This is a genomic window from Singulisphaera rosea (assembly GCF_054877945.1).
Genome location: NZ_JBTYIP020000001.1, coordinates 382,679 through 396,045, shown reverse-complemented (window position 1 = coordinate 396,045; position 13,367 = coordinate 382,679). Strand labels below are relative to the sequence as shown.

Sequence of the window (13,367 nt, the reverse complement as noted above, 5' to 3'; positions counted from 1 at the left end):
CTCAGTCCCGGCGATCAGTACTTTGATGCAACTGGCCCTGGGCAATCCGAGGCTCATCTCCTTGGCCGCGGGGTTCGTGGACCAGGCGAGTCTTCCGGTCGAGGCGACGGCGCGAGGGGTCGAGGGGCTTTTCCGGGACGCTCAGGAAGGGCGCCGGGCGCTTCAGTACGGGACGACCATCGGCGACCCCGGCCTCCGCGCGAGGCTGGTCGGCCAGTTGGAGCGGGACGAACGAGTGCCGAGCGGGACGTTTGAAAAGATGATCCCTCGGACGGTCGTCACGACCGGCTCCCAGCAGCTGCTCTACCTGCTGGCGGAGGCCCTGCTCAACCCCGGCGATATCGTCCTCGTGGAGTCTCCCACGTACTTCGTCTTCCTCGGAGTCCTCGAGACGCGAGGGGCCCGGGTGATCGGGGTCGAAATCGACTCGGACGGCCTTCGCCTCGACAAGCTCGAGGAGACGCTCGCCGACCTCGAGGCGCGAGGTGAGCTCGACCGGGTGAAGCTGATTTATACGATCTCGGAACACTCGAACCCATCGGGCATCAGCCTGGCCGAGTCGAGGCGTCCGGGCCTGGTCGAGATCGCCAGGCGCTGGTCGAAGCATCAACGGATCTATGTCCTCGAGGACGCCGCGTATCGTGGCCTGACGTTCGAGGGCGACGAACCGCCGAGCGTTTGGAGTCACGATACCGATGGCGATACCGTCATCCTCGCCAGGACGTTCAGCAAGACATACAGTCCCGGTCTGAAAACCGGCTATGGGATCCTGCCCGAGTCGCTCGTCGGGCCGGTCCTCTGCCTCAAGGGGAACCACGACTTCGGCTCGGGCAACCTGGCCCAGGAACTGTTGGATCATGTGATGACCGAGGGTCTCTACGACGCCCAGGTCGCCCGTCTGGTGGAGATCTATCGCCGGAAGCGGGACGTGATCCTCGCCGCCTTCGACGAACATTTCGCCGCGTTCGACGGGGCCGTCCATTGGACTAAGCCGCTCGGGGGCCTCTACGTCTGGCTGACCGTCCCGGAAGGGCTGGACACCGGCCCTGACGGACCCTTGTTCCCCCGATGCCTGGCGGAAGGGGTGGTCTACGTCCCCGGCGCGTTCGCATTCGCGCCGGAGCCTGGGCCGGTCCCGACGAATCAGGCCAGGATCTGCTACGGTGTGCCCTCGGAGGCCGACCTCGAGGAAGGGGTCAGGCGACTCTCGATGGCGGTTGCAGGATGTCTCAACCCGGTCGCGTGACCGGGCGAGCGGCCGTGACGAAGGCAAATTGTTCGGTCCGGCTTTGGCAAGGATGCTGAGGAGGACGCCGTGCTGGGGATCCTACAGCGCTATGTAATGGGCGAGGTGCTCCGCGCCTTCTCCCTCGCCCTGCTCACGCTCACGACCGTGATCGTGCTGTTCATGGTCATGATCGAGGCCACCAAGATGGGCCTCACCCCGGCCGAGATCTTCAATCTCGTCCCGTACGTCGTCCCGGGGAGTCTCCCCTACACGATCCCGGTCTCGCTGCTCTTCAGCGTGACCGTCGTCTACGGACGACTCGCCGCCGACAACGAGATCGTCGCGGTCAAGACCGCCGGCTGTAGCGCCCTGATGGTGCTCCGGCCCGCGATCATGCTGGGGATCATCCTGAGCATCCTGATGCTCTTCTTGACTTACGTCCCGATCCCCAAGGCCAACAATTACGCCAAGCTCATCCTCTTCCAGAACATGGAAGAGATGTTTTACAAGCAGCTCAAGCAAAAGCATGAATTCAACAATGCGAAGTGGCCGTTCCTGATCCAGATCCGAGAGCTCGAGGGGAAGCGGATGCTCGACGCGACGTTCAAGCGTCGCAAGTCTGGATCGAAGGATCCTAATGAATATGATGTAGTCATTCGTGCCGACGAAGCCGTCCTCCACTTCGACACAGACAAGAGCATCGCCAAGATCTATCTCGACGGAGCCGAGGTCCTCGAGGCGAAGAACGACGTCTCGCTGATCAACAATTCGTCGTTCGACATGGAGATCCCCCCGGATCGGCAGATCCTCAAGGAGAAGCGGATCCAGGAGATGACGACCCCGGATCTCGTCGAGGAGCAGGCGAAGTGTCGCCAGAAGATGGCCGAGGAGCGGAAGCGCCAGGCCATGGCGGCTGGCCTCTTCGTCGGCACGGGCCGGTTCAGCCGGATCGCCTGGAATTTCGTCCATCGCTCGTTCGTCGACTACGGGACCTGGGAACTGAACTGGAGGCAGTACGAGACGGAGAAGCACCAGAGGGTGGCGATGGCGTGCGGTAGCCTCTTCTTCGTGCTGCTCGGGGCGCCGGTCGGGATCCTCTTCGCTCGTCGAGACTTCTTGAGTGCGTTCATCTCCTGCTTCTTGCCGATCATCTTGCTGTACTACCCGTTGATTCTCCTCGGGACCAACATGGGGAAGGACGACATCCTCGATCCGACGATCGCACTCTGGCTCGGGAACATGGTCCTGGCCGTGCTGTCCGGATTCGTTTGGCCCTCGGTTATGAAGCACTGATCGTCGGCGAAAGGGAGCGGGGCCAGACGCCTCGTGGAGGGAGCCGGGAATGGGAATCCTCGATCGCCAGCGCTACTGGGCCTTCTTCAAGGCCTACGTCATCTGCTTCATTGCGCTGGTCGGGCTGTATGTGGTCATCGACGCCTTTTCGAACCTCGATGAGTTCTCCAAGCGGGCCGAAGGCCTCGAGCTCTTCAAGGTCATGGGGCAGTTCTACCTCGTCAAGATGGCTCTGTTCTACGACCGCCTTTGTGGCGTGATCGGGATGATGGCGGCAATCTTTACCGTCACCTGGATGCAGCGCAACAACGAGCTGCTGGCGATGCTGGCCGCCGGCATCAGTACCCAACGCGTGATCCGTCCCGTCTGGATCTCCACGTTCCTTGTGAGCGGGCTCGCGGTGCTCAACCAGGAGCTCGTCATGCCTCCCCTTGCCGAGGAACTCCGCAAGTCGCACGACGACGACGGCACCCAGCAGATCTCGGTCTCGAGCCGCTATGACGACGACCTAATTACGATCCATGGCATCAAGGCCGACCGCGCGAATAAGACCCTCTATCCCTGCAACATCACGATCCCGAGCCATGTTTACGGGACGATGATCGAGGTGCAGGCTCGCGAGGCGCGATACATCCCCCCGGATGCTCGTCGCTTGCCGATGTCGGGGGGCTGGTTGCTCCGAGGATCTCAGCTCCTGACTCCGATCGAGTCGAGCATCCTCGAGCGGAGAGACACGCTGGTTCGTCTCAAGGATTCCAAGGGGTTTCCCCCGCCGCTCCCCGTCGTCGACGCGATTAGCCGGGGCCAGGAAACTTACTTCCTCCACAGCGCCTTGACGTTCGAGTCCGTGGCGAGGAGCCGGGATTGGTACCAATTCGCCACGACCCGAGATCTCATCGGCGCCCTCTCCGACCGTTCGAATTCGACGACCGAGAAGATGGATATCTCCGTCTTCCTCCACAACCGCCTCCTCCGTCCGCTCCTGAGCCTCAACCTGATGATGTTGAGCCTGCCCCTGGTCCTCGGCGGTTATGGTCGGAATATGTTCATTAACCTGGGTTTCTCCCTGGGCACGTCGGCCCTCTTCTACGGCGCCGGTTTCCTGTCGCAGTACCTCGGGTCGCACGACCTGATCTCGCCCGAGCAATCGGCGTGGGCTCCCCTGATTATCTTCGGCACGATCGCCACGGCGCGTTGGAACTCGATCCGGACCTGAGGCTGTTCGGCGAAGCGACGCAAAGAACGCCCCCGGAGGCTGAGTGCAGGGTATTCGCCTGCGCCGGCTATCCGGGGGTTCGGCGTTGTCATCCCCGTTGCAGGTTCTATAATGACTAATTGCGTCGGCCCACCTTTTGTGTGAAAGGGTGGGTCTTTTCCTTCACCCATTCCTTCTGCGCTTGGGCAATCGGCGGATCGTCCGCATCGCGGACCCTGCTCGAAGGCTTGTGGCCCGGACGGCCCACTTCCTTCGGAGATGATTGCAAGCCCCCTCCTCGCGGGTCGCGAGGAATCGGATCGAAACGGACAAACATGGTAGATCGTAACCTTCTCCGCGAATTCGACGTCAGTGACGATGAACTCATCGCCGTCGTGGCCGGCGATGACGGGGCCGGCGACCTCGACCAGTATCTGAGCGACGGCCAGAATTTCGAGGTCGGCGGGATCGTCTCTGGTAAGGTCATCGAGATCGTCGGCGACCAGGTTGTCGTCGACGTCGGCTATAAGTCCGAAGGCCTCGTCCCCCTGAACGAGTGGGAAGATGAGCCCCCGCCCCAGCCGGGCGAAAGCGTCGAAGTCCTCCTCGAAGGGATGGAAGACGAGACCGGCGAGATCGTCCTGTCGCGCAAGAAGGCGCACAGGATGCGTGCCTGGGAGATGGTGATCTCCAAGTACCACGAAGGTGACGTGGTCAAAGGCAGGGTCACTCGAAAGATCAAGGGCGGTCTGCTCGTCGACATCGGGGTGAACGTCTTCCTGCCCGCCAGCCAGGTCGATATCCGCCGTCCGTCCGACATCGCCGACTACATCGACCAAGACATCGAGTGCATGATCCTCAAGATCGATGAGGGTCGGCGGAATATCGTCGTCAGCCGCCGCAAGCTCATCGAGATCACTCGCGAGCAACAGAAGAAGCAACTCCTCGCGGAGATCGAGAAGGACCAGATCCGCGTCGGTACGGTCAAGAACATCGCCGACTTCGGCGCGTTCGTCGACCTCGGTGGCATCGACGGCCTGCTCCATATCACCGATATGAGCTGGGGCCGGATCAACCACCCGAGCGACATGGTCAAGATCGACGACCAGATCGAGGTCATGGTCCTCCACGTCGACAAGGACCGCGAGAAGATCGCGCTCGGCCTGAAGCAGAAGTCCGCCAGCCCCTGGGAAAACGTCGCCGAGAAGTATCCGGTCGGCACCCGGGTCATGGGCGAGGTCGTCAACGTGATGAGCTACGGCGCCTTCGTGAAGCTCGAAGAGGGCATCGAAGGACTCGTGCACATCTCCGAGATGAGCTGGACCAAGCGCATCAACCACCCGAGTGAGCTGGTCAACATCGGCGACAAGATCGAAGTCGTCGTCCTCGGGATCAACAAGGAGAAGCAAGAGATCTCCTTGGGCATGAAGCAGACTCAGACCAACCCCTGGGATCAGGTCGCCGGCAAGTACCCGCCCGGCACCATGATCGAAGGGACGGTCCGCAACCTGACCAACTACGGGGCGTTCATCGAGATCGAGGAAGGCATCGACGGCCTCCTCCACATCTCCGACATGAGCTGGACCCGGAAGATCGGCCACCCCAACGAGCTCCTCGAGAAGGGTCAGCGGATCTCCTGCCAGGTGCTCAACGTCGACCAGGATCGCAAGCGGATCGCACTTGGTCTCAAGCAGCTCCGCGAAGACCCGTGGGAGACCGACATCCCGAACCGATACGAGCCGGGCGACGTCGTGAAGGGCAAGGTCACCAAGCTGACCAACTTCGGCGTTTTCGTCGAGCTCGAGCCGGGACTCGAAGGCCTGCTCCACATCTCCGAACTGGCCGACCATAAGGTCGACAGCCCCGAGGAAGTGGTCAAGGTCGGCGACGACATCGAGGTCAAGGTCCTCCGCGTCGATCGCGGCGAACGGAAGATCGGCCTTTCGCGCAAGAAGGCCCACTGGAGCAAGTCCGACGAGGAAGGCGCCGAGGCCGAGTCGACGACCGCCATCGCGGCCGCTCCCGCGCCTCCCAAGCCCGAATCGAAGGAGTCCAAGGAGCTCAAGGGTGGTCTTGGCGGCGGCGGCCTCCTCTTCAGCATTGGTGGGACTTCCACCTCTGACGAACCCACCTCCGACGAACCCACCTCCGACGAAGGCTAAGACGCCGTACTCCCGCGAATCGGACGTGTTGCGGCGTCCCTGTGACGTCGCCCCATTCCGAAACGTGCGAACGGAATCACGCTCCGCTTCCTAATAAACCGCTCCCTTCGAGACCGCTCGATGGGGGCGGTTTCGCATTTCGAACGAACCTGGCGCTGCGGTGCGCCCTCCAGGAGGTCCTGCCTTGAATGGGTAGGCCGTCTCCTCTTCAATCACCTCCCTAAATCTTTTCCCGATTTCCCGGTCATCCCCTGCCCTTTCCTCCAAAACGCGGTGAAGGCTAAGCGTCGACGGACAGGCTTGGAACGTCGCGCCCCGATCCCAGAGAAGTCGACGGCCATTCCGATCGAACCCTCATCCTGCCTGATTTACGCAAAACGAAAAATCTATTCGACAATCGCAGATTCTGTATTTGCCATTTTCGCTACAATCTACAAAATCCTTATTTTCTTTATCACCCCAAAACATCCCAAACTCCCAAAACCTTTTAAGTTGTCAAGCTGAGGGTCCGATACCTAACAACCAGGGAGTGAGGCCAGAATGAAGACAGGGGTAGGGAGGGTTGGGGAAAGTAGGCTGCCCTCCCCGTCATGAAACCTCGGTCTCTTAATTCTTGCCAGCACTTAGGAAAGACGCGAAGGCGAAAGGGAGGCGACTACGAGGGCTTCGGCGAAGGCTGAGGTCGGCAGAGTTGCCCCAGTTCCATTGATACGCGGTCTGTGGAACGAAAGCTCCGTCCCAGCCTGTTGGCTGTCATGCCTGCCGCGAGTCGCGGCCGTGCTTGCGTGATGTCCTCACGGGATCGGGTCGGATTTCCCAACCAGTGCGGACCCAGTTACGACCGACCCAACGAGGATCTTCATGGCCCGTATTCGTCGACACCGCCGCGACACGGTACAAAGTCCCCTGGAGACGTATCTCCGGGAAATCAACGAAATGGCGCTGCTGACCGCCGACGAAGAGAAGATGTTGGCCCACCGGATCGCCGACGGCGACAAGAGCGCCCGCGATCGGATGGTCCGGGCGAACCTCCGCCTCGTGGTGAATATCGCCCGAGGTTACGTCGGCAAAGGTCTCGCGCTTCAAGACCTGATCGAAGAAGGCAATCTTGGATTACTCCGCGCGGTCGAGGGCTTCGACCCGGCCGTTGGCACGCGGTTCAGCACCTACGCGAGCTACTGGATCAAGCAGTCGATCAAGCGGGCGCTCGTCAACACGGCGAAGCCGATCCGGATCCCGGCCTACATGGTCGAGTTGCTTTTCAAATGGCGGCGGATGTCTGCCGAGCTCCAGGACAAGCTTGGCCGGGCTCCAACGGTCGACGAGATCGCCCGGGCTCTCGAGCTTCCCAAGAAGAAGCTCGCGATCGTGAAGAAGGCGATCAAGGTCTATAACCTCGTCCCGCAGACCGACCAGCCCGAGAACGGCTGGAGCCTCGGCGAAATGCTGATGGACGAGCGGACCCGCGCCCCGGATGTCGAGATGGTCGAGGCCGACAACTTGAGGCTCGTGATGCACCGTCTCGAGGAGATGGACAAGCGCGAGGCCACCGTCTTGAGGATGCGGTTCGGGCTGAACGACGCACCGCCGAAGACCCTCAAGGAGATCGGTGAGTCGCTCGGCTTGACTCGCGAGCGTGTCCGACAGATCGAGAACGAGGCCCTCGGCAAGCTCTCGGCCACGTTCCAGGCGGACTGACCCCACGACCTCGGACCGCTCGAGCCCTGCTGTTCGCGAAGAGTCGCCCCCACGACGGGTCGAGCCGCCGTCGCCCGCGATTACGACTGCCGGCGCCCGAAGCCGACGATCCGAGCACGATGGCGGCGGAGGAATGCGCCCGCCCCGCAGGCCAGCAGGACGACGAGAGTCGTTGGCTCCGGGATCGACGGGGGGGCGCGGTAGCCGAGGGTGTTGCTCGACCGAATCGTGGTCGAGAAGCTCTTGCCGAAGCTTCCATCGAAGCTGCTGTCGAGCGCCGGGTGTAGCTCGAGGTAGAGGTCAGGGCCGAACGTGTTCGCGAGTGCTCCCCCCGTGACCTTTAGATCCAGGTTGAAGGCCGACGACCCTCCCCCCTGCGAACCGAAAGCCGTCGGCTTGCCTTGCAGTAGCAAACCCTGGAAGGTCTGCCCGCCGACGTTCACCGTCCCATAAAGCGCGTAAGAATTATTCGGGTCGTTGATCAAACGCCCGGAATTATCGAGCGTCAGGTTCAGCGACTGGGTACGGACTCCGTCGTCGTTGGGCTGGACGATCGACTCCTTCTCGACCGACGGGCCCGTGCTCAACAGGTACGGCGTCGTCGTGGCCTGGAAGACGCCCGTGCGGGTGCTGGGGTCGTAGGTGAATTGCTGCGATCCGCTGATCGAGGCTGCGATGTCGGGGTACATCTGGCCGCCAGGCGCCTTGATGAGCTCGGCGAATGTGGTTTCGCCGAGGATTGAGGCGAGCAGCAGAGAGAGTCCAACCTTGGCGACGAGGCTGCGCATCCGGTGCATGGGATCATCCTAATCAGTCCCCGCATCCATGCTGGCCTTGGCCGTTCGTGATTCGCTGCGGCCATGCCGGGGCTATCGATCGGACGCGGGATCGCGGAAAGGCTCGAGTCGATGTCCTCAAAGCGGCCTTGCGCTTGCTTTTGTGGCAGTTCGAAAGGAATTGGCCACGTCGAGGGGTGATCGAGCCGTTCGGTCTCCTTCCGTTGAGGAATCCAACTCCATTTGGCGACGGCTAGGTCCGGCCAGTCAGGTCCGGACGATCGAGTCGACGCTCCCGAATCCCATGGTCCTCACGGTGAATCGGGAGACGCCACCGCAATTTACGCGGTCGTTCCCCTCCTGTCAATCAACAAGTCCGGATCGCTCCTCCTCTCATCCCCCCCTCAACCTGGGCGGAGCTAGAATTTATCACCCTCGAAATCAAGGTGCGGGACCGCCCCGTCCCTCGCGGCGTCCGGACCGGCTATGACGCGGTGAGACGGACGGTTATGATGATGAGTCAGACCGTTTGACGTTCCGGAATCGGGAGTCTCACGTGGGACTGATAATTCGACGGATCGCCGTCCTCTTGGCCTTCATGCCTCTCCTCGCCCGGGCGGCCGACCAGGGTGCCGAGGACCTCTGGGTCTTGAAGCCGGTGGTGCGACCGGACGTCCCCGCGAATGAGTTCCCTCCGAAGAACCCGATCGACGCGTTCATCAATCAAGGATATGAAACCGGCAGTCTCAAGCCGGTCGGCCCGGCCGACAAGCGGACCCTCCTACGTCGCGTGTCGCTCGACCTCGTCGGTCTCCCGCCCACCCCGGAAGAGCAAGATGCGTTCCTCCGCGACGACTCGCCGGATGCCTATGAGAAAGTCGTCGACCGTCTGCTCGAGTCGGAGCAGCATGGGGTTCGCTACGGACGCCATTGGCTCGATGTCCTCCGGTATGCCGACGTCGACGAGCGGATGACCGCCGCGCCCGGGCTCTACCTCTGGAGGGACTGGGTGATCCGCACTCTCAACGACGACGTCCCATACGACCAGTTCGTCCGAGCCCAGTTGACCGGCTATCGATCCTCGAATCGCATCCAGACCTCTTCGGGCGGGAATCGTTCGCGCATCGAGCCACGTCCCGACGACCAGTTCGCGCTCGGCTTCCTGGCCCGAGGGGCGGTCGTGCGCGACGGCAAGGATGCGAAGGAATTCCCGATCGTCGCCGTCGAGACGGTCTCCACCGCCTTCATGGGGCTAACGGTCGGTTGCGCCAAGTGTCACGACCACATGTACGACCCGATCAAGCAGCGCGACTTCTATGCGATGAAGGCGCTCTTCGACCCGCTCGTCCTGAGAAAAGTGACGCTGGCCACCGCCGCCGAGATCATCGCCGCCGGCAGGGCGGCCGACGAGCTCGAGAGGAAAAGAGCCGCGATCGAGGGACCCCTCGAATCCCTCGTCGCCCCCTACCGAAATCAACTCCGCGACGACCGAATCGCCCTGCTTCCGCCTGACGTCCAGGCCATCATCCGAAAGCCCGAGCCGGACCGCTCGGACGCCGAGCAGAAGGTCGCCGACGACTATTACCCGGTGCTCCGCATCGACGGCGACAAGCTCCAGGCGGCCATGCCCGACGCCGATCGCCGACGATACCGAGACCTTCAGGGCAAGCTCTCGCAGCTAGGAGGAGGAGGAGGAAGGCGAGGCTCGGCGCTCCCGGCATTCTGGACGGTGGAGGTGGATCCGATCAAGGCGCAGGAGAAGACCTACGTCCTGACCAGCGGCGATCCCGACCGGCCCGAACTCAAGCACGAAGTCTCCCCCGGCTGGCCGTTCTCGCCGGATCGCCCGGACTTCCGCGAAGGGCGTGTCGAGGCCTTCTCCGACTGGCTCACCGCGCCCGACAATCCCATGTTCGCCCGCGTCGCCGTGAATCGGCTCTGGCAATGGCACTTCGGCGAGGGCCTGCACAAGTCCCCGAGCGATTTCGGAACCCTGGCCGAGCCGCCCATTAACCCGAAGCTCCTCGATTGGCTGGCCGCCGAGTTCGTCGCCCGAGGCTTCCGGATGAAAGAGATGCACCGGCTGATCGTCACTTCGGCCGTCTATAAACTGGCCTCGGAAGTCGACCCGAGCCGGTCGACGTCCGAGAGGGGGGCCGACCCCGAGAACACTCGCCTCTGGCACTTCCGACTACGACGACTCGAGGCCGAGCCGATCTGGGACTCGGTCTTCTCGGCGGCCAAGGATCTCGACCTGACCGTCGGCGGCCCGTCCTTCGAGTTTGGAGCGCAGAGAGGGGGCAAAGGTCCCAATCGCCGCGGCGCCTTCATGATTCGAGGGTATTCCACCAACCGCGATGTCGTCCCCACCTTCCTCCAGGCCTTCGACGTCGACGACGGCCGTGCCCCCTGCCCCGTCCGGACCCGGACCGTGACCGCCCCCCAGGCCCTTTTCTTGATGAACAGCGAGGTGGTGGACGGCGCGGCCGAGAAGTTCGCCGAACGGCTGAAACAGGAGTCGGGCGGTGACCTCGGTGCGGCGATCGATCTCGGGTATCGAGTCGCTGTCGCACGACCTCCTTCGGATTCGGAGCGTCGCGTCGCTCGGAGCTACTTGCAAGGAGACTCGGGCCGACTGAAGGGTTTTGCCTGGCTACTCTTCAACCTGGACGAATTCCTTTACGTGAGGTAATCCCCGATGGGCGGTCCGCCTCTCTTCCCCCGCGGACGGGTCTCCCGGCGCGGGTTTCTTCAGCGAGCCGGCGGCGGCTTCCTCGGGGTCGCCCTGGGTGCCCTCCTGGCGGAATCGGGCGAGATCGAAGATTCGCTTCTCGGTCCCCATTTCACACCGCGGGCGAAGTCGGTCATTTTTCTGTTCATGTGCGGCGGCGTCAGCCACATCGACACCTTCGACCCGAAGGACAACAAGTGGGCCGGCAAGCTGATCGACGCGGTCGGCTTTGGCGACAACAATGCCGAGATGCGCCGGCCGGTCATCGCCTGCCGCCGGAAGTTCACACGATACGGGCAGTCCGGCATCCCTGTCTCGGACTGGTTCCCTTACGTGGGGGAGATGGCGGACGAGCTCGCGGTGGTTCGTTCACTCTGGTGCCACGAGGGGAACCACTTCCCCGCCGTGATCGAGACCTGCACCGGTCACCGTGGCCGCGCCTTCGATCATCCGACCTTCGGTAGCTGGATCACCTACGCCCTCGGCACGGCCAACAAGAACCTGCCGAGCTTTGTGAACCTGGGCCGGGCCTCATCGCCCGTCCAGTTGACCGGCGGCTACCTCGGCGCAAGTGTGGCGGCGACACCATTCCAGGCCGGTGAAACCCCGATCCCGAACCTCAAACCTCCGCGTGGCGGGTCTCCAGTCGAACGCGACCGCCAGAGGCAGGCCCTCCACGAGCTGAATCGCGAATTCCGCGAGCACCATGCCATCGAGTCCGACATCGCCGCCCGTGCCGGGGCCTACGAGCTCGCCGCCCGGATGCAGCTCGCCGCGCCCGAGGTCGTCAGCCTCTCGGGCGAGCCCCAGCACATCCGTGACCTCTATGGCATCGGCCAGTCCGAGACCGACGACTTCGGCCGACAACTCCTCCTGGCGCGTCGACTCTCCGAACAAGGCGTCCGGTTCATCCAAGTCTGCCACGCCGGTGGCGGCAACGGCGGCTGGGACGCCCACGGCGACATCGAGACACACGGCCCCCTCTGCCGGGCCACGGATAAGCCGATCGCCGGCCTGCTCCGCGATCTCAAGCTGCGCGGGATGCTCGACGAGACCCTCGTCGTCTGGACCAGCGAGTTCGGCCGATCCCCTTGGTCCCAGAACACCACCGGCCGCGACCACAACCCCAGGGGCTACTCCGCTTGGCTCGCCGGCGGCGGAGTTAAAGGCGGCGTCATCCACGGTGCCACCGACGACGTCGGCTACAAAGCCGTCGAGTCCCCCCACTACTACAGTGACCTCCATGCCACGATCCTTCATCAACTCGGCCTCGACTACTCCAAGATGGAGCTCCCCGTCCTCGGCCGGACCATGCGCCTGGTCGAGCTCGAGGACGCGAAGGGGCCGATCCAGGGGATTTTGAGCTGATCGTATGCCGGTTACTGCCTCGGCTTCCGACGGAAATCACCGTCGAGTCGTAGCCTTCTCACAGGTGCTTGCGTCGAGGGGGAACCGGCCGACTAACCTCGAGATGAGGAGGAAGCACTCAGCCAAACGAACTTCAATTGTTGTGTATGGCTGGGCATCTGATCGGGCTCGCTGGATTTGCGCGCCAGGCGTGGTACTTCGACCGGATGGGCAACCGGTGCCACATCCGGTATGTACCTGCCCTTGCAAGGTCGTACGCAATTCCGCTTACTTCGACAAACGGCCGTTCGCGGCGAAGGTGAGGTCGCTTACCACCTTTTTCATGAGCATCCATCTCTCCAGGTGGTAAGTGTCTTCGATCTCGACGAGATCGCCGACCTCGTATCGTGCCTTTTTTCCGGCCTTACGGCGATACGTCTCGTTCACGGCCCGGCGTTGTGTTCGAGGATGTCTCTGGTCGCCTTGATCTCCGCCAGGGCCTCAATTTCATCCTCGGCGGGGCAGTCCAACCTGACGGCCTTGTGAACCGCCGCGAACCACTCGCGCATGTGCTCATACTTCAATTCATTTAGTTGCTTCAAGATCACTCCGGAGACGACCTCGTCGTGATCGGCGGCCTTGAGGACGGTTCCGAAATCGAGCGGCTTCTCCGAGAATTGCCGGGGATTATGCACCAGGAGACGATACCGAAAGTTGAACAGGAAAGCCTCGAAAGCGGTGACAAACTGCCGGAAAGTGAAGGTAGCCAAGTATTCACGGGCGTACTGCGGAGTTAGCTTGGAGGGCGATTTCGAACGAGTTGGGATGTCAGCATCTTCGTCTCGGACCAAGTCCCGCCCAAGGTCGCTGAGATGCCGAGCGACTGGTGCGCGAGTATCCTCGGCTCATGCGCGGAGGTCCGTAAAGTGATCACGGA

9 protein-coding genes are annotated in these 13,367 nt (G+C 62.5%); 7 read left to right on the top strand and 2 right to left on the bottom strand.

From position 1 onward, the window contains the following. Positions 1-25: 25 nt before the first annotated feature. From ACYOEI_RS01555 to ACYOEI_RS01535, 5 genes are all read left to right on the top strand, one after another. On the top strand, positions 26-1,246 hold the full coding sequence (locus ACYOEI_RS01555) for an aminotransferase-like domain-containing protein (protein WP_462847496.1): 1,221 nt from the start codon (positions 26-28) through the stop codon (positions 1,244-1,246). A 69-nt stretch (positions 1,247-1,315) separates the two neighbouring features. Next, positions 1,316-2,521 carry an LptF/LptG family permease gene (locus ACYOEI_RS01550; protein WP_462847495.1) on the top strand — a complete coding sequence of 402 codons (1,206 nt, stop codon included), beginning with the start codon at positions 1,316-1,318 and terminating at the stop codon, positions 2,519-2,521. Positions 2,522-2,570: 49 nt separating this feature from the next. Beyond that, positions 2,571-3,737: an LptF/LptG family permease gene (locus ACYOEI_RS01545; RefSeq protein ID WP_462847494.1), complete on the top strand. Its 1,167-nt coding sequence runs from the start codon at positions 2,571-2,573 to the stop codon at positions 3,735-3,737. A gap of 314 nt (positions 3,738-4,051) precedes the next feature. Further along, on the top strand, positions 4,052-5,878 hold the full coding sequence (locus ACYOEI_RS01540; protein ID WP_462847493.1) for a 30S ribosomal protein S1: 1,827 nt from the start codon (positions 4,052-4,054) through the stop codon (positions 5,876-5,878). Between the two features lie 861 nt (positions 5,879-6,739). Then, positions 6,740-7,576 carry a sigma-70 family RNA polymerase sigma factor gene (locus tag ACYOEI_RS01535; protein ID WP_462847492.1) on the top strand — a complete coding sequence of 279 codons (837 nt, stop codon included), beginning with the start codon at positions 6,740-6,742 and terminating at the stop codon, positions 7,574-7,576. Between the two features lie 80 nt (positions 7,577-7,656). On the opposite strand, the gene ACYOEI_RS01530 is transcribed toward ACYOEI_RS01535, so the two are convergent. Beyond that, entirely contained in the window at positions 7,657-8,373 is a 717-nt protein-coding gene (locus ACYOEI_RS01530) for a PEP-CTERM sorting domain-containing protein (protein ID WP_462847491.1), read from the bottom strand. 535 nt (positions 8,374-8,908) lie between these two features. Between ACYOEI_RS01530 and ACYOEI_RS01525 the strand changes: the two genes are divergently transcribed. Further along, positions 8,909-11,044 (top strand): DUF1549 and DUF1553 domain-containing protein, encoded by a 2,136-nt coding sequence (locus tag ACYOEI_RS01525; RefSeq protein ID WP_462847490.1) that lies wholly within the window; start codon positions 8,909-8,911, stop codon positions 11,042-11,044. 6 nt (positions 11,045-11,050) lie between these two features. Then, positions 11,051-12,451 carry a DUF1501 domain-containing protein gene (locus ACYOEI_RS01520; protein WP_462847489.1) on the top strand — a complete coding sequence of 467 codons (1,401 nt, stop codon included), beginning with the start codon at positions 11,051-11,053 and terminating at the stop codon, positions 12,449-12,451. A gap of 422 nt (positions 12,452-12,873) precedes the next feature. Here ACYOEI_RS01520 and ACYOEI_RS01515 read toward each other — a convergent pair whose 3' ends face one another. Next, positions 12,874-13,200 (bottom strand): hypothetical protein, encoded by a 327-nt coding sequence (locus ACYOEI_RS01515; RefSeq protein WP_462847488.1) that lies wholly within the window; start codon positions 13,198-13,200, stop codon positions 12,874-12,876. Positions 13,201-13,367 lie beyond the last annotated feature (167 nt).